The sequence below is a fragment of the Candidatus Accumulibacter vicinus genome, from assembly GCF_000584955.1.
In the GTDB taxonomy this organism is placed as follows: domain Bacteria; phylum Pseudomonadota; class Gammaproteobacteria; order Burkholderiales; family Rhodocyclaceae; genus Accumulibacter; species Accumulibacter vicinus.
Map to the genome: position 1 here is coordinate 148573 of NZ_JDSS02000053.1, position 23507 is coordinate 172079.

A 23507-nucleotide genomic window follows, 5' to 3' on the forward strand; every position below is an offset into this window, starting at 1 on the left:
GTTCGCCAGCAGGCAGTGCTGCCGTCGCGTCGGTGGGCGTGGGGGAGAGGTATTCTGCCTCGCCGTCGGCTTCGCTCCCGGCACCTGTCGTGGCTTCGAGTGGCGAGGGGTCCGGCTCTTCGACGGTGCTCTCGCTGGTCACTGCGCCAGAGACCTGCTCGACCGTATCCATGAACTTCGACAGGCGCGTTCCCTGCAGCACGACTTCGCTTTCCCCTCCGTCGAGGACGCCGGCGAACAGGGATTGCTTGAACGCCAGCACCGAAAGCATGCCTTCCTCGATGGTTCCCCTGGCGACGAAGTTGATCACCTGCACGCCGCGCGTCTGGCCGAGCCGGTGTACGCGACCGATGCGCTGTTCAAGCACCGCGGGATTCCACGGTAGATCCATGTTCACCACCACGGCTGCCGCGTGTTGCAGGTTGAGGCCGACGCCGCCAGCATCGGTGCTGAGAAATAGGCGGCAGGCAGCGTCGTGGTTGAAGCGCTCCACGAGCGCGCCACGCTTGTCACCAGGAACGCCACCGTGGAACAGGACATGTTCCCAGCTGCGCTGGCGCAGGCGGCGGATGATCAGCTCGTGGGTGCGCAGCCACTGGCTGAAGACGACCACCTTGGCCTGTGGGTCAGCGAAGATGTCGTCGAGCAGGGTCAGCAGTTCGTCGGCCTTGTAGCCGTCATCGGTTTCGTGGTCGATCAGGAAGCTGCTGTTGCACACCATGCGCATGTTCTGGAGCGAGCAATGCATGCGCAACTGGTCCTTGTCGGAAAGGAAGCCGGTATGCCGCCAGCGCTGCACGATGCGCGCGACGACCAGGCGATTTTCCTCGTGGTGGTCGGCCTGCAGCGGGCTCATCGGCATGAACAGGGTGTTGTCGACGCGCTCGGGCAGTTGTTCGAGTACCTCCGCCTTGCGTCGCCGCAGCATGATCGGCGCCAGCGTCTCGCCGATCCGGTGCAGTTCGCGGTAGCCGATGACGCGTCCGCGTTCGTCGCGTTGCTGGTGTTCGTCGAGCAGCCGCCAGGTCGGTCCGAGCCGGTACTGATCGACAAACTGGACGATCGAGATCAATTCCTCGAGCCGGTTCTCCAGCGGCGTGCCGGTCAGCACGATCGCATAGGGGCTGTCGATGCGCTTCAGCGCGCGCGCTGCGATGGTGTTCCAGTTCTTGATCCGTTGCGCCTCGTCGACGATCACCACGTCCGGCGCCCAGGCCTGAATCAGGTCGAGGTCGCGGCTCAGCGTCTCGTAGTTGGTGATCTTGCAGAATCCGTCCTGCGCATAGCGCGCCTGGCGGACAGCGCGCAGGCCGCCGATGATGGTGGCGCAGCGATCGCTGAAACGGGTGATTTCCCGTTCCCACTGATGTTTGAGCGAGGTCGGGCAGACGATCAGTACACGTTCGGCGGCAAAGTGGCGGGCAAAGATTTCGACCGCCGCGATCGCCTGTACCGTCTTGCCGAGGCCCATTTCATCGCCGATCAGGGCACGACCGGCGCGCGCGGCAAAGAGTGCGCCCGCGCGCTGGTAGGGATAGAGCTCGACCTTGAGCAGCGTTTTCAGTTCGGGACTGTCGGCGCCGAGCGGATAGGCAGCGGCGAGGGTCTGCCTGCGTACCTCGCCGTCGCGGACTTCGGCGATGAAGGACAGCGCGTCATCAGCACAGCGCAGATCGTGACCGGCGGCGCGAACCTCGTCTACCCAGGCCGGCAGATCGGCAAAGTGCTCGGGTGACAGTTGCCAACCCCTGGCGGCATCGAACAGACGGCCGGCTGTCGGCTGCAGGTCGGACGGAAAATCGCTACCGAGCCGCAGGCGGACGCGCCGTTGACCGGCATAGTCGAGGAACAGCTCGCTGAACGATCTGCGGAAGCCGCGCTCGAGTGCGCTCTTGCCGCCGCGCTTGGCGCTGATCTGTGCGAGTGTGAATTCGACATGCTTGCAGGTACCCAGATCGTTGGTCGCGAAGTCGGGACAGGAACAATGGTTGTCGCCGGCCTGCGCGCCGCGGATCGCGACCCGGTAGCGGCGACCGCTGTCGGGGTTGAACACCGAGAACTCGGAAAAAACCGGATCATCGCCCAGGTTCTCGAGTTGAAACGGCTGCTCGCGGCCGAATTGACGACGCAGCGCTCTTTGCCAGTCATCAACCGGCAGATCCTGGGGTTTGCGCTGGCGCGAGAGGCGCGGTTCGGCGGTGCTGCGGGGGGAGGTTTTACGGTCGGTAGTGTTTCCGGGTGTTCTGGTCATGGCGGGTGTGCTCGCGGGTGTTTGCGGGAAAAAGGGGTTCCGGAAGTCAGCGCTTGAGGCGGGCGAAGGCGCTGGCCATGGCGCCGGTCGGCTCCGGCTGGCTGCGCTGCCGCTTTTGGAGTCTGGCCGAAGCAGGTATCCTGGCCATTCTCGGAGGATTCGGCAAGTCGTCGGCGAGTCGCATGCTCAGAGCGATGCGCTGGCATGGCAGGTCGATCTCGAGGACCTTGAGGCAATTTTGTTGGCTGCAGGGTATTCTATCTGTGGGGGGCATCGGCGATGACGAGTGTGTGGAATGACTGGAAAGACCGCGAACTATGCAGAAACGGAAGGCAAAACTCAAGGAAGGGGATTCTTCTGCGAACAGACGAATTGCCGCTGTGCTGTGAATCGGGGTACATTGCCAGCATCGGCCAGCCGCGTTCGGCCGGCTAGGGAGCCAGTCACGAATCGAGCGGCGACGAGCAATTCTCTCGCCCTGGTGCCAGCCTGCTGCATACCCCGACCACAGAGATGTTTACCATGCGAAACCATGCGCTGCTTTTCCTTTTCCTGATCCAAGCCACAATCGGCGTCGCTGCCGAGATCGGAGTTCCTGCCGGGAAGGTCAAGCGCAGCGAAGGGAATGTCACTGTCGACCGCGCCGGCCAGGTGCAGACAGTCAAGGTGGGCACGCCGGTTTATGTCGGTGACCGGATTCGCACGGGTGACGATGGGGCGGTGGGCATCACCCTGTCCGACGATACCTTGCTCACTGCCGGAGCCCGCAGCACATTGCTGATCAACGAGTTTCAATTCAACAGCACGACCAAGGAAGGGGGGATGCTGGCGACCCTGCTCAAGGGTACGCTGAGTGTGGTGACCGGGTTGATCGGCAAGCAGGCACCGGAAAACGTGCGCATCAGGACGCCGACCGTGGTACTTGGCATCCGGGGTACCGAGTTCATTGTCGAAGTGCGCACAGAGGACGAATGAGGCAGTCGAGTCGTTGGCTGTGGGTGTGTGCGTTGAGCCTTGCGGCCTGTACGAGACTCACCAGCCATGTCGTTCTGTTGCCAGGGCCGGATGGCCGTACGGGGGCGCTGTTGGTCACCAGCGTAGCGGGTGCAGTAGTGCTTTCCGAGCCTTATACCGGCGTCGATGTGGTCGACGGCAAGGTGGCTCCGACCAGGACCAGCGCGGCCATGGTGAGCGAAGCCTACGGCCGGTTGCTGGCCATGCAACCGGCGCGACCGCGCGTCCATATCATTTATTTTGAATTCGGACAGAGTGTGCCGACCCCGGAATCGAAAGCACGGCTGCCACGCATTCTGACCGAGGTGTCTGCCCTGTCGGCCGGTGAAGCAGTCGTCATCGGACACACGGATCGAGTGGGCCGTGCAGAAGCCAATGAGCACTTGTCCTGGCAACGTGCCAACGTGATTCGCGAGTTGCTGGTTGGCGCGGGTTTGGGGCGTGAGGCGATTACCATCGTTGGTCGAGGCGAACGCGAACCGGCAGTCGTGACCGCGGACAATATTCCGGAATCGCGCAACCGCCGTGTCGAATTGAAGTTGCGCTGAGTTGACCTTGATCTTCGGGCGTCGGCTGGTATCTCTCGATCTTTGGCAGTGGCTTGGCGTCGCGCTGCTCGGCGTCCTTCTCGCGTACAGCCTGCGCTACATCGAGATCGATCCATTGCGCCGCTTCGACGCCTTTCTTTACGATTCGCGTGTCCGTTTGTTTGCGCGCGGAGGAATTGACGAGCGTATTGCCATCGTCGATATCGACGAGCGATCGCTGGTCGAACTGGGCCGTTGGCCGTGGAATCGGGCGCGTCTGGCGGAACTGATCGAGCGGATTTTCGAACAATACGGCGCCTTGTTGCTGGGCCTGGACATGATTCTGGCAGAAGCGGACGAGAGTTCCGGGCTGTCTGCTCTGGAGGCGCTGGGCCGCGGGCCGCTGCGCCGGAATACTGCTTTCCATGCGGCGCTTGCAGAGTTGCGGCCAGAGCTCGATTACGACGGCCGCCTGGCGAAGGTTCTACACCGTTATCCGGTCATTCTCGGTTTCCATCTGTCGCATGGGGGTACGGCGGCCAGGAGTGGTGCCTTGCCACTGCCGCTACTGCCGGAGGTGGCCGAACAAGTCGGGCAATTTTCGCAGTGGAACGGATATGGCGGTAACCTGCCGAGGCTTCAACAAGCTGCCATCGGTGCCGGGTTTCTCAGTGCGCCAGTTGAACTGGACGGTGTGACGCGGCGCACCTGGTTGTTGGCGGCTCATGACGGGCAGGTGTACGCTGCGTTGTCGCTGGTGATGGCGCAGGTGTTACTGGGTCATCCGGCACTACAGCTCCGGTTTGCCGACTACGCGCCCTGGCTGTCCGCTTCCCGGTCAGTCGAGTCGATCGAACTGCTGACGGCGCACGCGCCGCTACGCATCCCAGTTGCCGAGCAGGCGAGCGTCCTGCTCCCTTTTCAGGGGAGCCTGGGCAGCTTTCGCTATCATTCTGCAGCCGATGTGCTCGCGGGCCGCTTGCCGGCTGACAGACTGCGCGGCCGGGTGGTGCTGCTGGGCACCACCGCGCCGGGCCTGCTTGACCAGCGCGCGACGCCGGTGGGCGAAGCCTTTCCGGGGGTGGAAGTGCATGCCAACCTGCTTGCCGGGTTGCTCGATGGTCGCCTGCTGCAGTCGCCGGCCTACACCGCGACGATCGAGGCCGGCTTGCTGGTCGTTGTCGGGGTTGGTCTGCTGCTCGGCCTGCCCCGCCTTTCGCCGCCGCAGGCGGTCGTTCTCGCAGGGGTGATGTCGGCATTGGTGACGATCATCAACCTGGCAGCCTGGACAGGTGCGCAGCTGGTATTGCCGATGGCGGCGAGTCTCCTGTTGGTGGCGATGCTGCTTGCCCTGCACCTGTTCTTCGGCTATTTTGCCGAGCATCGTGCCAAGCGGCGCCTGACGACGCTTTTCGGCCAGTACGTTCCGCCCGAATTGGTCGATGAGATGAGCCGTGACCCCGAGCATTACACCATGGAAGGACGTAGTGCCGAACTGACGGTGCTGTTCGCGGATGTGCGAGGGTTCACGGCCCTTGCCGAGACCCTGCCACCGGATGAACTGGCGATACTGATGAACGACTATTTGTCGGCGATGACCGATGTCATTCGTGCCTATCGGGGGACGCTCGACAAGTATATCGGCGATGCCGTCGTCGCTTTCTGGGGGGCGCCGCTGGCCGATCCACAGCACGCCAGGCATGCCGTAGAGGCTGCTCTCGCGATGCAGGCGGCGTTGTCCGGCGTCAATCAGCATTTTGCCAGCCGCGGCTGGCCCGCATTGCAGGTGGGCATCGGCATCAACACCGGCACGATGGTGGTGGGCGACATGGGTTCCCGCCACCGGCGTGCCTACACCGTGCTCGGTGACGCGGTGAACCTGGCCTCGCGTATTCAGGGGCTGTCGGCACAGTATGCCGCAGGCGTGATTATCGGCGATGCGACGCGTCAGGCCCTGGGCGATTGGCGTTGCCGGCAGCTCGGCTATGCCGCAGTACGCGGCCGGTCGGCGCCGGTCGCCATTTATGAGCCGCTGGTCGAGGCGCAGGCGATTGCCCGGCAAGGGGCATTGACCCGAAGGGTTCATGGCGGGCGGTGATCCGGGCCAGAATGGCCAAACCGCTAAAGCCGTTGTCGTTTGTGCCGTAGACTTGTCAATGGAAGTCTGGTCGGGCACGACGTTTTGACGCCGATTTACGTCAAGTGCCGGCACTGGGGTGGCTTCCGGACTGGCCACAAGACCGAGGTCTGACCCGGTTTTGGTCTTTTGCAGTGGGCGGGCATGACGTGGCGTCGCTTATTGGATTAAGATGTCCGTGATCAGGCGTGGTGTGCTTTACGTGAGGAAATGAGAAATGTCCGATCTACTGAAAAACATCGATGCCCGCACCAAGCTGGCCGGGACCAACAAGCTGGAGATCCTGTTGTTCTCGCTCGGTACCGATGCGCGCACTGGACGACGTGAAACCTTCGGCATCAATGTTTTCAAGGTGCGTGAGGTGATGCGGACGCCGCCGATCACTTCAGCGCCGGAAATGCCGTCTTCGGTCGAGGGGATGGTGAGTTTGCGGGGGGCGCTGGTGCCGGTCGTCGATCTTGCCCGTTATGCCGGTATAGATACGGAGACGCCGCGCTCGATCATGATCGTCACCGAATACGCGGGTCACACCCAGGGCTTTCTGGTCGAGGGGGTGGATACGATTCTCCGTCTCGACTGGAGCCAGATGCGGGTACCGCCAGCGATGCTCACGGCCGAGATGGGGGGGCTGGTGACGGCAGTCACCGAATTGCCGGACGGTCGTCTGGTCATGATGATGGATGTCGAGAAAGTGCTCTCGGAAACGACGAACTACGACGACGACATTGTTTACCGCAATATCAAGCCGATCGACAATGCCACCCTGACGGTATTCTTTGCCGATGATTCGGCGGTGGCGCGCAAGCAGATTGAGCGGACTCTCGATGCCATGGGCGTGAAATTCGTCGCCGCAATCAATGGTCGCGAAGCCTGGGACGAACTGGAGAAAATGGCAGATTACGCGCAGGCCTCCGGCCAGCAGGTGACCAACCTGATCAGTCTGGTCCTGACCGATATCGAGATGCCGGAAATGGATGGTTACATCCTGACCAAGAAGATCAAGTCCGATCCACGTTTCGTTGGCGTGCCGGTGATCATGCATTCCTCACTATCCGGAATGTCAAACCAGCAACTGGGCAGATCCGTCGGCGTCGATGAGTATGTGCCAAAATTCGAACCGCAGCGCCTGTCGGAAACTTTGACACGCCGGCTGCAAGGTACTCTTCCAGCGGCGCAGCTGAACTGAGACTGAGCGATCTTTCTGGAGCGATACAATGGATTTGGCGGATAGGAAGAACCTGCTGGAGAGCGTTGACGCACGCACCCGGCTGGCCGGTTCCAACAGGATGGAGATTCTGTTGTTCTCCCTGGGGACGCGTGAGACTTTCGGGATCAACGTGTTCAAGGTGCGGGAAGTTGGGCGGACGCCGCACATTACCAAGACACCGAACATGCCGCGTGGGGTCGAAGGCCTGATCTCCCTGCGCGGCAACGTCATCCCGGTGCTGTCGCTGATCTCCTTTCTTGAGTACGAGGGCCAGCCTCGCGAGTATGGCAAGACCATGATGGTTGCCGAGTACTCCAAGCGGACCCTGGGTTTCCTGGTCCACGAGGTGGATCGGATCATCCGTGTGGATTGGGAGAAGGTCAAGGCTCCCGAGAGCGTACTTTCGAGCAATCAGGGACTGATCACTGCGGTGACCGAGCTCGATGACGGCAAGCTGGTGTCGATTCTCGACGTCGAACAGATTCTTGCCAACGCCTTCGGCGAGGCGATCATCGTCGACATCCCGCCGGCGAATGTGGATCAGGATGTCTGCATGTTTTTTGCCGATGATTCGCTGGTCGCCCGACGCAAGATCGTCGAGGTTCTCGACAAGCTTGGCGTCAAGCACAAGCATGCGACCAACGGTGCCGAGGCCTGGAGCCGACTGCAGGGGATTGCCGCACACGCCACACAAATGGGCCGGCGAGTTCGCGACGAGCTTCGCCTGATTCTGGTGGATGCCGAAATGCCCGAGATGGACGGCTACGTTCTCACCAAGAACATCAAGGGCGACCTCCGTTTCGCGGGTATTCCGGTGGTCATGCATTCGTCGCTGTCGTCGCAGGCCAATCACGCGATGGGCAAGGCTGTGGGGGTGGACGCCTACGTTGGCAAGTTTGACGCCGAAGTCCTCGCCGATACCCTGCGCCCATTGCTCGAGCGCTGAGCAAACAGAAAGAAGGAACCTGGAGTTAAAGAATGGCTGATCCGAAGATGAAAATTCTGGTGGTGGATGATTTTTCGACGATGCGACGCATTGTCAGAAATCTCCTCAAGGAATTGGGGTTCTCGAACGTAGACGAAGCAGAAGACGGTGCGGTGGCGCTACAGAGGCTACAGAATGGCGACTTCGAGTTTGTCGTCACCGACTGGAACATGCCGAATATGGATGGCCTGCAACTCCTCAAGTCGATTCGCAGCGCGCCGGCGCTCAAGCATCTGCCGGTACTGATGATCACCGCCGAGGCGAAGAAGGAAAACATCATCGCGGCTGCGCAAGCGGGGGCAAGCGGCTATATCGTCAAGCCTTTCACCGCAGCGACGCTGGCCGAGAAACTGCAGAAAATCTTTGACAAGATGGGTGGCTGAGATGAGCGACGCGGATAGGTCTGGGGATTCGAGAGAACTCGAAGCACTGTTCGACAGCATTGCTGCAGGAGTGGCTGCGGACGCAACGCCGGTGCCGCCAGCCTCTCGTGGACCATCGTTGATGCAGCAGTTACGCGAGGGTGACGGGGCAGATGACAGCGACGAGTTGCAGATCCTCTTCGACTCGGTCGCTGCAGCGCAGGGCGCTGCAGCGAGCACTCCTGAAGCTGCCGGCAGCGGTGAACAACGGTGGCAAGGCCAGGACCGGGTGTTTCAGCGCATCGGTCAGATGGCCCGGCAGTTGCACGACACGCTTGGGGAACTGGGTTACCACGAACTCATCGAGAACGCCGTCACCGCCATTCCTGACACCAAGGACCGCCTCAATTATGTCGTCAACCTGACCGAGCAGGCCGCCTGCCGGGTGTTGAATGCGACGGATTTGGCGAACCCCCTGCAGGAGGAACTCGAGACCGCTTCAGCCAAGCTGGCGACGAAATGGGATGCCCTCTTTGCCAATCGCATGGGCGTCGAGGAGTTCAGGCGTCTGGCCGAGGAGACGCGTTCCTTCCTCAAGCAGGGACTGCCTCAGAAAACCGGGGCCACGAAAGCGCAATTGCTCGAGATCATGATGGCGCAGGACTTCCAGGATCTGACCGGCCAGGTGATCAAGAAGATCATCCACGTGGCACAGGAACTCGAGTCGCAGCTGATGGGGGTACTCATCGAAACTCTGCCCGGCGAGCGCCGTACCGATTCGGTGATGAGCCTGCTCAACGGGCCGGTGATCAATGCCGAAGGGCGCGGTGACGTGGTTGCCACACAGCAGCAGGTCGATGACCTGCTCGGCAGCCTGGGATTCTAGGAGGTTCAGGATGAGTGATTTTTCCGGGATGGAAGACCTCCTGCAGGATTTCCTGCAGGAGGCCGGAGACTTGCTGTCGGATGTCGACAACAAACTCGTCGATCTGGAGCGGAGCCCGGACGATCGTCGTTTGCTCAATGACATTTTCCGTGGTTTTCACACCATCAAGGGTGGCGCAGGTTTTCTCAATGCCACCGAGCTGGTTACCCTCTGCCACTTGACCGAAAGCCTGTTCGACAAGCTCAGAAACGCCGAGATGAGGCTGACGGCCGGTCTGATGGATACCATCATGGCGGCGACCCAGAGTGTGCGCCATATGTTTGGCGAGATCGCACAAGGTACGCAACCGCATACGGCTCCCAGCGAGGTCATTGTCGCGCTGCGGGCCATGCTCGAAGGGCGTGGCGAGAGCCATCATGCCGGCACGGAGGTGGCGGCTCCTGTCGCTATTGCGGACGAAGGTCCGGACTGGCGCGCCCTGCACGCGGCCGTGACCGGGCAGAATGTCGCGGTACCGGCGGTGGCCGCGCCCAGCACGCCTGCTGCGACGGTGAATGCGGCCGCAGCCCCGGCCCCGGCCGCAACCGTGGATCTTTCCAAGCTGCAACCGCATTTCCCGCCGGAAGGGCGTCGCAGTACCGACAAACCTGGCGCTGCGGTGAGCGGCGCTCCTTCCGGTCGCCGTGCCGACGAAAAAGCCGCTGCCCGCGAAGCGACCATTCGGGTCGATACCACGCGCCTGGATCAGGTGCTCAACCTGTCTGGCGAGATTGGTCTGACAAAGAACCGCCTGACCAGTCTGCGCGCGGATATCCTCGCTGGCAGAACTGATTCGGAAACCCTGCAGGCCCTCGACCAGGCGGTCAGCCAGCTGGATCTCCTGGTTTCGGATTTGCAGAACTCGGTGATGAAGACGCGAATGCAGCCGATCGGCCGGTTGTTCCAGAAGTACCCGCGGATTGCCCGCGATCTGGCTCGGCAGTTGGGCAAGGACGTCGAACTGGCACTGATTGGCGAAGAGACCGAAGTCGATAAGACGATGATCGAGGATCTGGCCGATCCGCTCATTCATCTGATTCGCAATGCCGTCGATCATGGCGTTGAGGGGCCCGAAGAGCGTCTTCTGGCTGGCAAGCCGGCGAAAAGCGTGGTCCGTCTCGAAGCGCGTCAGGAGGGCGATCACATCGTCCTGATCATTGCCGACGACGGGCACGGGATCAGTCCTGAACGGATCCGGGCCAAAGCGGTCGAGAAGAACATCATCAGCGAAGAGGAGGCCAACACGCTCGATGATCGGCAAAGCCTGAACCTGATTTTCCTGCCCGGCTTCTCGACAATGGCACAGGCATCGGCAGTATCCGGCCGCGGCGTCGGGATGGATGTCGTCAAGACCAACATCCAGAAACTCAATGGATCGATCGAGATCCGCTCCGAGCCTGGCAAGGGTTCGGTGTTCATCATTTCACTGCCGCTGACGCTGGCGATCCTTCCCGTTCTGCTCGTCCTGCTCGGTGAGCAACCCTTTGCGCTGCCGCTGTCGATGGTCAGGGAGATCCTGCCGATCGACCACCAGCGGATGCAGGAAGTGGGCGGCAAGGAAACCCTGGTGGTGCGTGGCGAAATCCTGCCGGTGATCGCGCTCTCGCGTCTGCTGGGCTGGCCGCAGGTGCGGCAGCCCGAGTACGGCGTGTTGATGCAGACCGCAGAGCGCAGCTTCATTCTGGCGGTGGACAACTTTGCCGGCCGGGATGACGCGGTGATCAAGGCGCTGGACGACTTCCGTCCACGCGGTGTTGCCGGCGTAACGACGCTCTCGAATGGTCAGATCGTTCTGATTCTGGACATGAAAGAACTGCTCGCCGATCTGAGCACGCATGCCGACCGCGACCTGCGGAGCACGCCGGCGCGGGCTCTGGAGTTCTTCGCCTAGCAGCCTGTCGGACTTGAGGTTTAGAAAACCGCCAAATTTCACAATGCGGAATGAAAAGGCCGGATTTTCTCGACTTTGCGGCCTTTTGGACGGTTTTCTCCTCGTTTTCCCTACTGTGGGCGCAATTTGGCCATGCGCTTCAAGTTCCACGCCAGGCAGACCAGCGTCCACTCGCCCGTGACCTTCTTCAAACCGCGCAGCGAGAACTGGCGAAAGCCCATGACCGATTTGATGATACCGAAGACCGGCTCGACGGTCTGCTTGCGCAAGGCATAGAGGGCTCGTCCCGCTTTGGTCTTCAAGCGATGCGACAGGGCCTGCACGGGTGTCGCATTCTCCGGCAGCGGCGCCGGTTCGCTGTGCCGCTCCCGCCAGTCAGGGTGGTGCTCGTCGCGAGCCACCGCGATCACCGGATCGATACTGGCGGCCTCGCATGCCTTGATGTTCTTCTCGCTGCAGAAGCCACTGTCGGCGATCAAACTTTCCACGGGACCCAGCACCTCGGCTTGTGCCTTGAGCGTCGCCAGCATCGGCTCGACCTGCTCTTTGTCATTGGGGGCTTGCGTCACGCCGACCGCCACAACCAGCATCGTCGCCGCATCAACCCCGGCCTGGGCGTTGTACGCTTGTTCGAAGCGGCCACCGGCCACCGGCATGATGCGCGATTCTTCGTCGGTCAGATTGATCTGGTCACTGTCCCGTGCGCCGGGCTCGGGGGCTTTCGGCGGCTTGCCGCCCAACTTCTTGCCGGCCGCTTCTTCCTTGGCCGCGCGCCGCGCCATTTTCTCGTCGTAATCGGCTTTCTCTCGCTGATAACGCTCTTCGGCCCGGGCAGCAATCTTCGCCTTGGCCACTGCCATCGCCGCCAGCCGATCTTCACGACGCTTGATTTCTTCGGGCAGGCTGACGCCGTCCGGAACGTCGGCTTGATCCGCCTGTTCCGCCAAGCTGAAGAGTTCCTGCACCTCAGCCTTGAGCTGGGCTTCCAGCTTTTCGATGTGTCCGTGGGAGAGCGCGCTGTGCCTTGAGGCGTTGGCGTCGATCTTCGTGCCGTCAAGACAGACGTTACCTAGCTTGAGCAGCTTCATTTCCTTGGCCATCGCCAGGACCTGCAGAAACAGGTCGCTCAGTTCGTCCAGAAAACGCCGGCGGAACGTCGCCAGGCTGTCGTGATCGGGATGGCTTCCGGCGGCAATGTAGCGGAAGGCTACCGAATCGTAGGTTGCCCGCTCCAGCCTGCGGCTGGAGAAAATACCCGTGGCGTAGCCATAGACCAGAATTGCCAGCAGGGTCGCCGGATGGTACGCCTTCGATCCACGTCCAGCGTACTGTCGCGTCAGCTTCGACAGGTCCAGCTGGTCGACTACCTCCACGATGAATCGCGCCAGGTGATCCTGGTTCAGCCAATCGTCCAGTGACGGCGGTAGCAGGTAGTCGGTCTTACGGTCGGTGACGATGAAGTGGGACATGCCGGCCCTCGGTTGCTTCAAAAGGCATGATTATAGCATATCCGGTGGGGAGCAAGCCGAAAGTCCGACAGGCTGCTAGACACCGAGGGGAACCTGGCTGGCACGGGGGCTGTGGCCCCCGTTTTGTTTTGTGTCTCCGCGACAACTGTTGTTCCTGCGCAACTATCCGGGATTTGGTCTAAATAAGCGCGCTTCCTCATCTCTTGTAACGTCGGTTTTTTTATAATAGCCCGGAGTAAACAGGAAGATCCGAATGGCTGAGGAAAGCGACCTCGAAAAAACCGAACCGGCGTCCGCAAGACGTCTGGAACAGGCGCGCGAGGAGGGGCAGGTCCCTCGGTCGCGAGAGGTTGGCGCGTTCGTGATCTTGATCGTCGCCGCGACGGCATTCTGGCTGATGGGTCCCTGGGTGATGCAACGCATGGCGGAAATTTTCCGACGTGCTCTGTGGGTCGACTCACGCCTGGCACGCGAGCCGACGATGATGCTGGTTCGCCTGGCAGAGATCTCGCTCGATGCCTTGCTGATTTTTGTCCCATTGTTTGCTGCGCTGGTCGCCGCAACCCTGCTGTCGCCCTTTTTCCTTGGTAGCTGGAATTTCTCCATGAAGGCACTGCAACCTGACCTGAGCCGTCTCGACCCGCTCAAGGGCATGGCTCGCCTGGTGTCCTGGGCCGGACTGGTGGAACTGGTCAAGGCCGTGGCCAAAGCTTCACTGCTTGGCGGCGTTGCGGTGTGGATTCTGTGGAGTGAGCGTGGCGACCTGCTGGCGATGTTTGCGCAGTCGCTTCCCGTCAGTCTGTCGAGCGCCGGCCACTTGCTCACTTTCAGCTTTTTCGCGATCGTTGCCGCGATGTTGCTGATTGTTGTGGTCGATGTGCCATTCCAGATCTGGCAGCATCACGACAAACTCAAGATGACTCGCGAGGAACTCAAACAGGAAGGCAAGGAACTCGAGGGCAACCCAGAGGTCAAGGGCCGCATTCGCCAGTTGCAGCGGGAAGCGGCGCGCAAGCGAATGATGGCCGCTGTCCCGGCGGCCGACGTGATCGTGACCAACCCGACCCATTATGCGGTCGCACTGGCTTACAAGAGCGGCATGGTCGCACCGAAAGTGCTGGCCAAGGGGCTGGGTGAGATCGCCCTCAAGATCCGTCAGGTCGGTGCCGAGAATGCGGTACCGATCATTGAGGCGGCACCCCTGGCGCGCGCGCTCTACCGCCATGTCGATCTCGATCAGGAAATCCCGGCAACCCTTTACGCGGCGGTCGCCGAGGTGCTGGCCTATATCTATCAGTTGAGCAACTGGCGCCAGACCGGCGGCAACTATCCGATGCCAATGCTGGCAGTGACGATTCCGGACGAACTCATCGGAGAAACCGCAAATGGCTGATGCAAGCCTGGTCATGCGGGATTTCGTCGCTCGTTTCGGCCAGCGACAAATGGCCGGCCCAGTGCTGATCATGCTGATTCTGGCGATGATGGTCCTGCCACTGCCGGCTTTTGTCCTGGATCTCTTCTTCACGTTCAATATCGCCATTTCGGTGATCGTCATGCTGGTTGCCATGAGCGTGATCAAACCCCTGGATTTCTCCGTTTTCCCCTCCGTGCTGCTGGTCACGACGCTACTGCGCCTGTCCCTCAACGTCGCTTCGACCCGCGTCGTTCTGCTCGAAGGTCATACTGGTCCCGGTGCTGCCGGGCAGGTCATCGAAGCCTTCGGGCATTTTCTGGTTGGTGGCAACTACACGGTCGGAATCGTCGTGTTCACGATCCTTGTGGTCATCAATTTCGTGGTCATCACCAAAGGTGCCGGACGGGTTGCCGAAGTGGCCGCACGCTTCACGCTTGATGCCATGCCGGGCAAACAGATGGCGATCGATGCCGACCTCAACGCCGGACTGATCGCGGAGGATGAAGCACGCAAGCGGCGCGCGACGATCGCCCAGGAGGCGGACTTTTTCGGGTCGATGGACGGCGCCTCGAAGTTTGTTCGCGGTGATGCGATTGCCGGTATCCTGATCATGCTGATCAACGTGATCGGCGGCCTGATCGTCGGGGTGTTGCAGCACAGCATGGATTTCGGCGCTGCCGCCAAGACCTACACCCTGCTGGCGATTGGGGATGGCCTGGTGGCCCAGATCCCGGCGCTGATCATTTCGATTGCTGCCGGCATGGTCGTGACACGCGTTGGCGACAACGAGGATGTTTCCCAGCAATTCGTTTCGCAGCTTTTCAGAAATCCGAAGTTGCTGTATCTGACGGCAGCGATCGTCGGTCTGCTGGGTCTGATCCCCGGCATGCCCAATTTTGTATTCCTGCTCCTGGCCAGTGCGATCGCCGCCATGGCCTGGCAGCTGGAGAAGCGTGAACGTGTCGCCGTGCCAGAACCGATCGCTGTCGCACCGGCAGCAGCGCCGCGCGAAGCGCAGGAAGCCAGCTGGAATGATGTCACGCCACTCGACGTTCTCGGCCTGGAAGTCGGCTATCGGCTGATTCCGTTGGTCGATAAGTCACAGGATGGCGAATTGCTGCGCCGGATACGCGGCATTCGCAAGAAATTCGCCCAAGAAGTGGGTTTCCTGGTATCTCCCGTACATATCCGCGACAACCTGGAACTGAAACCCAATGTCTACAAGATCTTGCTCAAAGGCGTCGAGATCGGTCAGGGAGAAGCCTTTCCGGGAAATTTGCTGGCGATCAATCCCGGTCGGGTTGCCGGGCAGGTACCCGGTACGGTGACCAAGGATCCAGCTTTCGGATTGCAGGCGGTATGGATTGATCCGGCGCTGCGCGAGCAGGCCCAGGCCTACGGTTACACCGTCGTCGATGCCAGCACGGTTGCCGCAACGCATCTGAACCACCTGATTCTCGCGCACTCCGCGGAGCTGCTGGGGCGGCAGGAGACACAGGCGCTGCTCGATCATCTGGCGAAGGAGATGCCCAAACTGGTCGAAGAAGTGGTGCCCAAGGCCCTGTCGCTCGGTGTGGTGCAGAAAGTGTTGCGTAATCTGCTGGAGGAGGGCGTGCCTCTTCGCGACATGCGCACGATCATTGAAACCCTTGCCGACATGGCGCCACGCTTTCAGGATTCGGAGGTGCTGACTGCGCAGGTGCGTACAGCGCTGGGCCGTTCGATCGTTCAGGAACTTTACCCAGGGGGGGCTGAAATGCAGGTAATATCGCTGGATCCGCAACTCGAACGCCTCCTCATGCAGGCCGTCGGTGCTGGTGGCGATGGCGCCGGCATCGAACCGGGTCTTGCAGATACTCTGGTGCGAGAGGCGGTTGCCGCAGCGCAGCACCAGGAAGAGCTTGGATTGCCAATGGTCCTGCTGGTGCCAGGAAACCTGCGCACGCTGCTGTCGCGCTTCCTCCGCCGCAGCATTCCCCAGCTGAAGGTCCTGGCACACGCTGAAGTGCCTGAAAACCGGGTCATCAAGGTGACCTCCATCATTGGACAGAGAGTATGAACGTCAGGAAATTCATTGGCGCAACAGCGCGTGACGCCTTGCGCAAGGTCAAGGAGACCCTCGGGCCGGACGCGATCATTCTGTCCAATCGAGGGATTCCCGGGGGGGTCGAGATTATGGCGGTGGCCGCCCGCGACATGGAAATGATTGTCCCGATGCCGGAGCGGGACGCCCCGCGCAGCAATGACTACGCAGCCGCTGCGCCGCCCGCTCCAATGCCGGGACGAGTTGCCGCAAAGGATCAGCCGCAGCTGCGCAGCATGCCGCCAGCCCTGGGGCAACCGGGTGCGCGTGCCAGCCTTCGCCCGCCGCCAGCACCGGCGGCGAGACCCTTGCCGCAGGTGGAAGTGCCACAGCCGCCTGCTCGCAGCGGCGCAAAACCAGAGGCGGAAGTGGTGCCTGCGGCCGTGATGGAGGAGATTCGTACGCTGCGCCGGCTTGTCGAGCAACAGTTGGCCGGTTTCGCCTGGGGGGAGGCCGCGCGAGCAGAGCCGGTCAAGACAGAAATTCTTCGTCAGATGCTCGATGTCGGTTTCTCACCCCAGGCTGCGCGCGACCTGCTTGCCGATCTCCCAGGCGAACTGGAGGCCGGGCAGGCTCTGTCCTGGGTCAAGGGGGCTGCCGAGCGTAGCCTGTTGACCATTAACAGCGAGAGTGACATCGTTGATCAGGGTGGCATCTATGCGCTGGTCGGCCCCACCGGCGTCGGCAAGACCACGACCACCGCCAAGCTGGCTGCACGCTGTGTGTTGCGACACGGTGCCAGGAAACTCGCCCTGGTGACGACCGATGGTTACCGGATCGGTGCCCACGAACAGTTGCGCATCTATGGCCGGATTCTCGGTGTTCCGGTGCATCTTGCCAGGGATGCCAAAGACCTGCGCACCACCCTGCACGATCTGCAGCATACGCACATGGTTCTCATTGATACCATAGGGATGAGTCAGCGTGACCGGATGGTGAGCGAACAGGTGGCCATGTTCGGGGCCAGTAACGTCAATTCGCTATTGCTTTTGTCGGCGACCAGCCGCGGCGATACGCTCGATGACGTTGTCAGATCGTACAGCCGACTGGATCTGGCGGGGAGTATTCTGACCAAGGTTGACGAAGCCGCGAGCCTGGCTTCGTCGCTTGATGTGATCATCCGGCACGGATTGCGGCTGTACTATGTGTCGAATGGGCAGCGGGTGCCGGAGGATCTGCATTTGCCGAATCGCCAGTACCTGCTGCATCGTGCTTTCAAGGACTTGCCCGAGAATTCTCCGCATCACCTGAGCGGCCTGGAGCCCGGCTTGATGATGGCCAGTTCGGCGGTCGGCCTGCAGTCAGCCGGAGGCCAGCATGGCTGATTTCCGAGGCGATCAGGCGGCGGGCTTGCGGCGCCTCCTGCAGCGCCCGCAGTCGCGTATCGTGACCTTTTCTGCCGGCAGCATGGGGGTGGGCAAGAGCGTTCTGGTGGCCAATCTGGCAGCCGCCCTAGCCGGCCAGGGCAGGGAAGTTCTGGTGGTGGACGAGAATATCGAGCACGGCGTCGCCACCTTTTACGGAGCCTTTGCGGCCTACGACCTGCAGCAGGTCATCGATCGGGAAAGGTCGCTCGCGGAAGTGATTCTTTCGGTCGCGCCGGGGATCCGAGTGCTGCCGGCGGCCAGAGTCGTCAAGCAGCTCGCCAGGCTCAATGCAGTCGAGCAGCGCATCCTGCTCGACTGTCTTGGCGAAATCCGCCCGGCTGCCGACGTCGTTCTGGTCGATACCTCGCTCGACCATCCGCTTGGCTTCTCGCCGCTCGGCCTTGCCGCGCAAGATACCGTGATTGTCGTGTCACCGAACAGCCGGTCGATTACCGAGGCCTACGCACTGATCAAGAAAGTCAGTCTGGGTTATGCGCGCAGGCACTTCCGCATCCTGGTGAACAAGGCACGGGCCGCCGTCGACGCGCAGGCAATCCATGACAATATTGCACAGGTCACCAGCAGTCGCCGACTGGCCCGTCTCGATTACGCGGGTTGCGTGCCTTTCGATGAACATCTGCAGCAGGCCTCCCGGCTGTGCCAACCGGTTGCCAGCTTGTTTCCGAACTCGCCAGCAGCGAAGGCCTATCAGACTGTGGCCAATGAACTGTTGAATTGGCCAGCCGCCGAAGACGATTTCGGAGGGCTCGAACATTTTGTGCAACAACTGCTACACTTGTGCCACCGCATCGATCCGGTTGCTATCTACGCCTGATAGCTCCTCAATAACCAATGTATAACGCTGCTGGTCAACTCAACAAGGATCAGCTGGTCCAGCGCTTCGCCCCGCTGGTCAAGCGCATCGCCTGTCACCTGATGGCTCGCCTGCCTGCCAGTGTGCTGGTGGAGGATCTGGTTCAGAACGGAATGCTCGGCCTGCTCGACGCCATTGGCCGTTTCCAGGCCGGCATGGGGGCTCAATTCGAAGCCTATGCGGTGCAGCGCGTGCGCGGTGCGATGCTCGACGGGCTGCGCGATAATGACTGGTTGCCACGCAGCCTGCGCCGCAACTATCGGCGTATTGAAGTCACGATTGCCCGACTCGAACAGGAAAATGGCCGTGTACCGACAGAAAGGGAACTTGCCGATGCTCTGGAAATGCCTCTTGCCGACTACCAGAAGATGCTGCAGGAAGCACGAGGGCATCAACTGATCTACCTGGAGGACATGATTTCCGAAGGGGGCGAGGAATATCTTGAACATCATCTGGCAGATGCAGGGGCCGATCCGTCAACCATCCTCGAAAACGAAAGTCTCCGTCGCGAATTGGCGCAGGCGATCGAAGGGCTACCGGAGCGTGAGAAGCTGATGATGGCGCTCTATTACGAGCAGGATCTCAATCTGCGCGAGATCGGCGAGGTGATGGAGGTCAGCGAGTCGCGCGTGTGTCAATTGCACAGTCAGGCGGTGATGCGATTGCGCGCTCGCTTGTTCGGGGCTGGTGGCAGGAAGCTGAGCAAATCCACAGGTTATGATGGATAGAACCAGCGTACTCGGTTTGCTGATCGGTCTGTTGGCGATCGTTGCCGGCCAGATTCTCGAGGGAGGGCATCTGGGATCGCTCTCGCAACCGACGGCGCTGCTGATCGTGGTGGGCGGTACGCTGGGTGCGGTCATGTTGCAGAGCCCCTATACCACTTTCGTGCGCGGCATTCGCATGGTGAAATGGATGTGGTATCCACCGGAGGTCAATCATCAGCAGTTGATCCAGCAGGTTTCGAACTGGAGCCAGGTGTCGAGGCGAGAGGGTCTGCTGGCACTGGACGCCATCCTCAACGAGTTGAAGGACGAGTTTACCCGCAAGGGTCTGCAACTGCTGGTTGATGGCGCTGAACCGGAAAGATTGCGCGAGGTTCTCGAAGTCGAGATTGGTACCTTTGAACAGGAGATGAAACTTTCGGCAAGAATATGGGAGGCCGCAGGCGGTTACTCGCCGACCATCGGTATTCTCGGTGCCGTGATGGGATTGATTCAGGTGATGGAGAATCTCTCCGATCCATCGAAGCTTGGTGCCGGCATCGCCGTCGCTTTTGTCGCCACGATCTATGGCGTTGGTCTGGCCAATCTGGTCTATCTGCCGATGGCCAACAAGCTCAAGGCGCATGTGAATCGCCTCATTGTGCAACGCGAAATGATCGTCGACGGGTTGGTGGGTATCGCCAACGGGGATAATCCACGCATCATCGAGAGTCGTTTACGCGGTTACGTCTTTTAACCGATGGCCAGGCGCAAACACGAGGACGAGCACGACAACCACGAACGCTGGCTGGTATCGTACGCCGATTTCATTACCCTGCTGTTTGCCTTCTTCGTGGTGATGTACGCGCTCTCCTCGGTGAATGAGGGAAAGTACCGCATTCTGAGCAATTCGATGATCAGCGCTTTTCGCAATGTTCCTGTCAACAGCACTGGACAAATACCGACGATTCTGCCGCCGTCTGCGCCGATAGTGCAGAAACCGAACCTGGTAAACAAGACGCAGGAAGCCGTCAAACAGCAGCAACGGGAGAAAATGCGTAATGTTGCCAAGGAGATTCTCGAAGTGATGGCACCGCTGATTGCTCAGGGGAAGGTGCGTGTTCTCGAAAGCAGCCGCGGTGTGAGCATAGAAATCAACGACAGCATCCTGTTTTCTCCCGGCCAGGCACTGCTGCAACCGCCCATGGCCAGAGCCATGCAGTCGGTTGCCGAAGTGCTGGTTGCCACGGAGTTTCCGATCATCATCGAGGGGCATACCGACAATATTCCGATCAAGAACGTGCAGTTTCCCTCGAACTGGGAGCTTTCCGCCGTGCGTGCGACCACCGTCCTGCGCCTGTTCGCCGACGCCGGTGTCGCCGCCGAGCGCCTGACCGCGATTGGTTATGCGGATACGCGCCCGGTCGAGCCGAATGTGCTGGCTGATGGGCGAGCGCGCAATCGCCGGGTGACGATCCAGATCGAGTCGGAGATTCCCGAGAAGGGCACGGACATCACGCCGGCAGAACGCAATTCAAACTGACTCAGCCAATACGGTTGCGCATGCCGACAGGATCTCGGATCTGTCCCAGGGCAATCCGGAAACCGCTGCTGCGCGGACGGTAGGCAGGTTCGATGCGGCTGCGATTGGCAGAACGTGCGTAGCGGGCGGGGTCGCTCCAGGTTCCACCGCGCAGGACGCGCATCTTGCCGATGATTGGGCCACGCGGGTCGAACTGCGGTGTCGCCGGGTATTCGCCATACCAGTCGGCGCACCATTCCCAGACGTTGCCGTGCATCTCGTACAAGCCCCAGGGGTTTGCCGGCAAGGACCCGACTGGCACGGTGCGCTGCCGATAGAGACCTTTGTCGCCGCCGATGCAGGGATAGTTGCCGTGAAAATTGACCTGCTCGACAGAGACCTGATTGCCGAAAGAGAACGGTGTCGTTGTCATGGCCCGGCAGGCATACTCCCATTCGGCCTCGCTCGGCAGGCGGGCGCACAGTCCCGGAAAGCGTCTGTTCAATTGGACGATAAAACCCTGCGCATCGTGCCAACTGACATTTTCGACGGGATTCTGCGGGTGATCCTGGAAATGGCTCGGATTCACCGGCCATACTGCCAGCCAGAAGGCTTGCGTGCAGGCCGTGTCGGCAAGCCAGTAGCCGCTGCTCAGCGTTACCTCGTGCTGCAATTCGGCACTGCCTCGCTCGCTCTCGTCAGCCGGTGCACCCATCAGGAAGCGCCCCGGTTCAATCCAGCGAAACACCTGCTGGGCATTGCCGACATGCAGTATGACCGATAGTCCAAAGTGATCCTCGACGACATTGCTCACCCAGGGTGGCGGGATGGGCTTGGAGGGGATGATCTCTGACATCATGGGCTTTCGTGGCGGGGTAACCGGAAATTGTCTGTCGGGCAGAGCAACGCAGCGGACAGGATCGTCAAAGATATCTTACATCAGGCCTCCCGGAATTCGCTCGAACGAATCGTCCGACTGACGGGGTATCGAGTCACAAGCACCGGCCAGGCGTGTCACTTCGGCTGGCGTTTGGCGCGTGGATGCGCCTGGTCGTAAACAGCCGCCAGATGTTGAAAATCAAGGTGCGTGTAGACCTGCGTCGAGGCGATGCTGGCATGACCGAGCATCTCCTGCACCGCCCGCAGATCGCCCGAGGACTGCAGCACGTGCGAGGCGAAGGAGTGGCGCAGCATGTGCGGATGCACCCGTGCCGGCAGGCCCTGCACCAGCCCACGCCGCTGCAGGCGTTGCTGGATCATGCGCATGCCCAGGCGTTTGCCGTGCTGGCCAACGAACAGCGCTGCCTCGTCGGCCGCCGCCAGGCGGGCGCGCTGCGCGGCCCATAGCGCTACCGCCTCCCTGGCCTTGCTCCCCACGGGAACGATGCGCAGCTTGCTGCGCTTGCCGAGGACGCGCACCTCACCGGCCAGCAGCTCGTCGAGACAGGCGAGGTCAAGGGCTGCGAGTTCGGCCAGGCGCAGGCCCGAAGAGTAGAACAGCTCAAAGATCGCCTGATCGCGAACCGCCAACAGGTTTTCCGGGTTCGCGTCCAGCAAGCGGCTCGCTTCGTCGGGTGACAGCACTTTCGGCAGGCCCTTGGGGCTCCGCGGTGGCCGCACGCCATCAACGGGATTCTGCGTGGCCATGCCGCGCTGGCCGAGCCAGCGATAAAAACCGCGCCAGGCCGAGAGCGTGCGCCCGAGCGAGCGGCCACCGAGCCCGCGCGCGTGCAACTGCGCGACGAAGCGGCGGATGTGATGCGTCCGCAGGGCGTCGAAGCCGGAGGTATCGGATAATTCAGCGCGTGAACCGGCGGGCGATTCGCCAGGCGAATCGTCCGGCAACCCGCTGCTCAGATCGCAAAGCAGATCGAGATCACGCCGATAATTCCTGACCGTGTGCGCCGACAGCCGTCGCTGCTGCGCGAGTTCGTCAAGGTAGGCGCTGACGCTGGCCCCGCGCGCACGGGTAGCCATCGAGGTCGTTTCAGCGGAGGACACGCGCCAGCGCCGCCGCCGACATTTCACCGAGACGCACGAGGTAGACGGTTCCCATGCCGGCGTAGAAACGCTCGTGATCTTCGCTGCCGAGGGCAATCATGCCGATCGTGGCGCTCCCGTGGTGCATCGCGATCAGGCCTTGTGAACGGACATGCAGCGACGCCTCACCGAACCACGATGAGGTTTCGAAACCGGCCGTTGAACCACAGTAGGGTTGCGTCAGCGTTTCTGCAAACGCTTGCAGTTCCTGGCTGACCTCGGCGAATTCCGGCAGTTCGTCGCTGCCTTCCGGACGATGCCAGAGACGCAGCGCCACATGAGGGACGGCAAAATCGTCACGCAGGTGGAAATTCAGGGTGTGCAGCACCGCCTGAAAACTTCTGGCGATGATCAGCCCCACCGCCAGCCGGTGCATTTTCTCGCTGATCGCGTCGTTTTCCTCGGCAAACTGCAGCAACTCGCCCATCTTGCCTTCGAGCTGCCGGTTCTTGTCGCGCAGCGCCAGCATCTGACGTTCGGTGATCGAGATCGTCCGCCCCGCATACGGGTGCGGAACCACCATATTGGAGACCAGATCAGCGTGTTCCTCGAAAAATTTGGGATTGTCCTGCAGGTAACGCGCGACTTCTTCCGACCTCATAACTCAATTTCTCCGTTGAATACAGCAAGCGCAGGGCCAGTCATCGATACCGGCGTTCCCTGGCCATTCCAGACGATGCTCAGATGGCCGCCGCGGGTTTCGACGCGCACCGGCGAATCGAGCAGGCCACGCGC

At 61.2% G+C, this 23507-nt stretch carries 20 protein-coding genes and 1 pseudogene; 15 read left to right on the top strand and 6 right to left on the bottom strand.

The window, feature by feature from the left end:
- Positions 1-2251: DEAD/DEAH box helicase (locus CAPSK01_RS21040; RefSeq protein ID WP_034931527.1), on the bottom strand; the 2251-nt coding region annotated here is incomplete at its 3' end.
- A 522-nt stretch (positions 2252-2773) separates the two neighbouring features.
- Here CAPSK01_RS21040 and CAPSK01_RS21050 point away from each other — a divergent pair.
- From CAPSK01_RS21050 to CAPSK01_RS21085, 8 genes are all read left to right on the top strand, one after another.
- Entirely contained in the window at positions 2774-3226 is a 453-nt protein-coding gene (locus CAPSK01_RS21050; protein WP_034931743.1) for a FecR domain-containing protein, read from the top strand.
- A gap of 32 nt (positions 3227-3258) precedes the next feature.
- Positions 3259-3813 (top strand): OmpA family protein, encoded by a 555-nt coding sequence (locus CAPSK01_RS21055; RefSeq protein ID WP_034931532.1) that lies wholly within the window; start codon positions 3259-3261, stop codon positions 3811-3813.
- A gap of 1 nt (position 3814) precedes the next feature.
- On the top strand, positions 3815-5890 hold the full coding sequence (locus tag CAPSK01_RS21060; protein ID WP_273704229.1) for an adenylate/guanylate cyclase domain-containing protein: 2076 nt from the start codon (positions 3815-3817) through the stop codon (positions 5888-5890).
- Positions 5891-6146: 256 nt separating this feature from the next.
- Positions 6147-7115 (top strand): chemotaxis protein, encoded by a 969-nt coding sequence (locus CAPSK01_RS21065; protein WP_034931536.1) that lies wholly within the window; start codon positions 6147-6149, stop codon positions 7113-7115.
- A 28-nt stretch (positions 7116-7143) separates the two neighbouring features.
- Complete coding sequence (locus tag CAPSK01_RS21070; RefSeq protein WP_034931540.1) at positions 7144-8082, top strand: chemotaxis protein; 939 nt, start codon at positions 7144-7146, stop codon at positions 8080-8082.
- Positions 8083-8114: 32 nt separating this feature from the next.
- On the top strand, positions 8115-8504 hold the full coding sequence (gene cheY, locus CAPSK01_RS21075) for a chemotaxis response regulator CheY (RefSeq protein WP_034931543.1): 390 nt from the start codon (positions 8115-8117) through the stop codon (positions 8502-8504).
- Between the two features lies 1 nt (position 8505).
- Complete coding sequence (gene cheZ / locus CAPSK01_RS21080; RefSeq protein WP_034931547.1) at positions 8506-9369, top strand: protein phosphatase CheZ; 864 nt, start codon at positions 8506-8508, stop codon at positions 9367-9369.
- 10 nt (positions 9370-9379) lie between these two features.
- Complete coding sequence (locus tag CAPSK01_RS21085; protein ID WP_273704230.1) at positions 9380-11299, top strand: chemotaxis protein CheA; 1920 nt, start codon at positions 9380-9382, stop codon at positions 11297-11299.
- Positions 11300-11409: 110 nt separating this feature from the next.
- On the opposite strand, the gene CAPSK01_RS21090 is transcribed toward CAPSK01_RS21085, so the two are convergent.
- Positions 11410-12768, bottom strand: coding sequence for an IS1182 family transposase (locus CAPSK01_RS21090; protein WP_034931551.1), 1359 nt, complete (start codon positions 12766-12768; stop codon positions 11410-11412).
- 253 nt (positions 12769-13021) lie between these two features.
- On the opposite strand from CAPSK01_RS21090, the gene flhB reads away from it, so the two are divergent.
- From flhB to motD, 7 genes are read left to right on the top strand one after another with little or no spacing between them, the layout of a single operon-like run.
- On the top strand, positions 13022-14161 hold the full coding sequence (flhB, locus tag CAPSK01_RS21095; RefSeq protein ID WP_034931554.1) for a flagellar biosynthesis protein FlhB: 1140 nt from the start codon (positions 13022-13024) through the stop codon (positions 14159-14161).
- Positions 14154-16241 (top strand): flagellar biosynthesis protein FlhA, encoded by a 2088-nt coding sequence (gene flhA, locus CAPSK01_RS21100; RefSeq protein WP_273704231.1) that lies wholly within the window; start codon positions 14154-14156, stop codon positions 16239-16241. The genes flhB and flhA overlap by 8 nt, the downstream gene beginning before the upstream one ends.
- Positions 16238-17590 carry a flagellar biosynthesis protein FlhF gene (gene flhF, locus CAPSK01_RS21105; RefSeq protein WP_034931559.1) on the top strand — a complete coding sequence of 451 codons (1353 nt, stop codon included), beginning with the start codon at positions 16238-16240 and terminating at the stop codon, positions 17588-17590. Before flhA ends, flhF begins: the two co-directional genes overlap by 4 nt.
- Entirely contained in the window at positions 17583-18467 is an 885-nt protein-coding gene (locus CAPSK01_RS21110) for an AAA family ATPase (protein WP_034931562.1), read from the top strand. Before flhF ends, CAPSK01_RS21110 begins: the two co-directional genes overlap by 8 nt.
- 17 nt (positions 18468-18484) lie before the next feature.
- Positions 18485-19234: an RNA polymerase sigma factor FliA gene (locus CAPSK01_RS21115; protein ID WP_034931566.1), complete on the top strand. Its 750-nt coding sequence runs from the start codon at positions 18485-18487 to the stop codon at positions 19232-19234.
- On the top strand, positions 19227-19967 hold the full coding sequence (locus CAPSK01_RS21120; protein ID WP_034931570.1) for a flagellar motor protein: 741 nt from the start codon (positions 19227-19229) through the stop codon (positions 19965-19967). The genes CAPSK01_RS21115 and CAPSK01_RS21120 overlap by 8 nt, the downstream gene beginning before the upstream one ends.
- A gap of 3 nt (positions 19968-19970) precedes the next feature.
- On the top strand, positions 19971-20753 hold the full coding sequence (motD, locus tag CAPSK01_RS21125) for a flagellar motor protein MotD (RefSeq protein WP_034931574.1): 783 nt from the start codon (positions 19971-19973) through the stop codon (positions 20751-20753).
- A gap of 1 nt (position 20754) precedes the next feature.
- Here the strand turns inward: motD and CAPSK01_RS21130 are convergent, their stop codons facing one another.
- From CAPSK01_RS21130 to CAPSK01_RS24280, 4 genes and pseudogenes are all read right to left on the bottom strand, one after another.
- Positions 20755-21591 carry a formylglycine-generating enzyme family protein gene (locus CAPSK01_RS21130; protein ID WP_273704232.1) on the bottom strand — a complete coding sequence of 279 codons (837 nt, stop codon included), beginning with the start codon at positions 21589-21591 and terminating at the stop codon, positions 20755-20757.
- 155 nt (positions 21592-21746) lie between these two features.
- Positions 21747-22709 carry a tyrosine recombinase XerC gene (gene xerC, locus CAPSK01_RS21135; RefSeq protein WP_034931578.1) on the bottom strand — a complete coding sequence of 321 codons (963 nt, stop codon included), beginning with the start codon at positions 22707-22709 and terminating at the stop codon, positions 21747-21749.
- Between the two features lie 10 nt (positions 22710-22719).
- On the bottom strand, positions 22720-23373 hold the full coding sequence (locus tag CAPSK01_RS21140; protein ID WP_034931582.1) for a DUF484 family protein: 654 nt from the start codon (positions 23371-23373) through the stop codon (positions 22720-22722).
- Positions 23370-23507, bottom strand: a pseudogene (locus tag CAPSK01_RS24280) (diaminopimelate epimerase); the annotation flags it as partial. The gene CAPSK01_RS21140 and the pseudogene CAPSK01_RS24280, both read right to left, overlap by 4 nt.

Bases quoted from the DNA above. Each gene is read 5' to 3' on its own strand.
- CAPSK01_RS21070 (WP_034931540.1), top strand. From the start codon at position 7,144: ATGGATTTGGCGGATAGGAAGAACCTGCTGGAGAGCGTTGACGCACGC.
- xerC (WP_034931578.1), bottom strand. From the start codon at position 22,709: ATGGCTACCCGTGCGCGCGGGGCCAGCGTCAGCGCCTACCTTGACGAA.
- flhB (WP_034931554.1), top strand. From the start codon at position 13,022: ATGGCTGAGGAAAGCGACCTCGAAAAAACCGAACCGGCGTCCGCAAGA.
- cheZ (WP_034931547.1), top strand. From the start codon at position 8,506: ATGAGCGACGCGGATAGGTCTGGGGATTCGAGAGAACTCGAAGCACTG.
- CAPSK01_RS21115 (WP_034931566.1), top strand. From the start codon at position 18,485: ATGTATAACGCTGCTGGTCAACTCAACAAGGATCAGCTGGTCCAGCGC.
- CAPSK01_RS21050 (WP_034931743.1), top strand. From the start codon at position 2,774: ATGCGAAACCATGCGCTGCTTTTCCTTTTCCTGATCCAAGCCACAATC.
- flhA (WP_273704231.1), top strand. From the start codon at position 14,154: ATGGCTGATGCAAGCCTGGTCATGCGGGATTTCGTCGCTCGTTTCGGC.
- CAPSK01_RS21090 (WP_034931551.1), bottom strand. From the start codon at position 12,768: ATGTCCCACTTCATCGTCACCGACCGTAAGACCGACTACCTGCTACCG.
- cheY (WP_034931543.1), top strand. From the start codon at position 8,115: ATGGCTGATCCGAAGATGAAAATTCTGGTGGTGGATGATTTTTCGACG.
- CAPSK01_RS21065 (WP_034931536.1), top strand. From the start codon at position 6,147: ATGTCCGATCTACTGAAAAACATCGATGCCCGCACCAAGCTGGCCGGG.
- CAPSK01_RS21110 (WP_034931562.1), top strand. From the start codon at position 17,583: ATGGCTGATTTCCGAGGCGATCAGGCGGCGGGCTTGCGGCGCCTCCTG.
- CAPSK01_RS21140 (WP_034931582.1), bottom strand. From the start codon at position 23,373: ATGAGGTCGGAAGAAGTCGCGCGTTACCTGCAGGACAATCCCAAATTT.
- CAPSK01_RS21085 (WP_273704230.1), top strand. From the start codon at position 9,380: ATGAGTGATTTTTCCGGGATGGAAGACCTCCTGCAGGATTTCCTGCAG.
- flhF (WP_034931559.1), top strand. From the start codon at position 16,238: ATGAACGTCAGGAAATTCATTGGCGCAACAGCGCGTGACGCCTTGCGC.
- CAPSK01_RS21130 (WP_273704232.1), bottom strand. From the start codon at position 21,591: ATGATGTCAGAGATCATCCCCTCCAAGCCCATCCCGCCACCCTGGGTG.
- motD (WP_034931574.1), top strand. From the start codon at position 19,971: ATGGCCAGGCGCAAACACGAGGACGAGCACGACAACCACGAACGCTGG.
- CAPSK01_RS21120 (WP_034931570.1), top strand. From the start codon at position 19,227: ATGGATAGAACCAGCGTACTCGGTTTGCTGATCGGTCTGTTGGCGATC.